Origin of the sequence: Paramagnetospirillum caucaseum, assembly GCF_000342045.1 — a bacterium.
Taxonomy (GTDB): domain Bacteria; phylum Pseudomonadota; class Alphaproteobacteria; order Rhodospirillales; family Magnetospirillaceae; genus Phaeospirillum; species Phaeospirillum caucaseum.
Genome location: NZ_AONQ01000193.1, coordinates 1 through 634, shown reverse-complemented (window position 1 = coordinate 634; position 634 = coordinate 1). Strand labels below are relative to the sequence as shown.

1 protein-coding gene is annotated in these 634 nt (G+C 54.1%); it reads right to left on the bottom strand.

Annotated elements, in window-relative coordinates; all coding sequences use genetic code 11:
* A partial coding sequence (locus tag H261_RS24445; RefSeq protein ID WP_081609052.1) for a DNA adenine methylase occupies positions 1-607 on the bottom strand: 607 nt, incomplete at its 3' end.
* Positions 608-634: the final 27 nt, after the last annotated feature.

The window sequence follows — 634 nt, the reverse complement described above, 5'->3', positions numbered from 1 at the left end:
ACCGAAGGATATCAGCCAACCGACCATGGTCGAAATCCCGATGGGCATCACCCCGAAGGCCATATAGGTTCGATTTCGATGCCGCCAGCAGGTATGGCGGATCAAGGTAGGCAAAGGCATCAGGGTGCCGCGAGAGACTGAGTTCGAAGTCGGCCTGATCTACCGTGATGTTGGGGATCGTGGTTCTTGCCAGCTTGTTGATGGATGACAGGGTGAACCGATTTTCGGAGCCAGAATATCCACCGCTGAAGGTTAGGCCGCTGAACGACGACCGATTGAGTGCGAAGTAGGCCCCGGCCCGCATCATTGGATCGCGAATGTCGAAGTACGACCGCTGGAGCCGATAGAACCCATCCCTGTCAATCGGATGGAACTTCCGGGCAGCATCAGCGACAGCACCTGCATCGAGCTTGACCTGCCGCCAACAATTCACCAACGGCTGGAACACATCGAATCCATGCACTCGGATGCCGCGTTGACCCAGGTCCAGTTCGACGGCACCGCCCCCGAGAAAGGGGGAACAGACTTCATTCACACCTTCTGGAATGAATGAAATAATTGTCTTCTTGCCTCTCTCTTTGCCACCTGGATATCGAAAAATTGCCATTAGATGTCACCATCAAACTGGTATTTA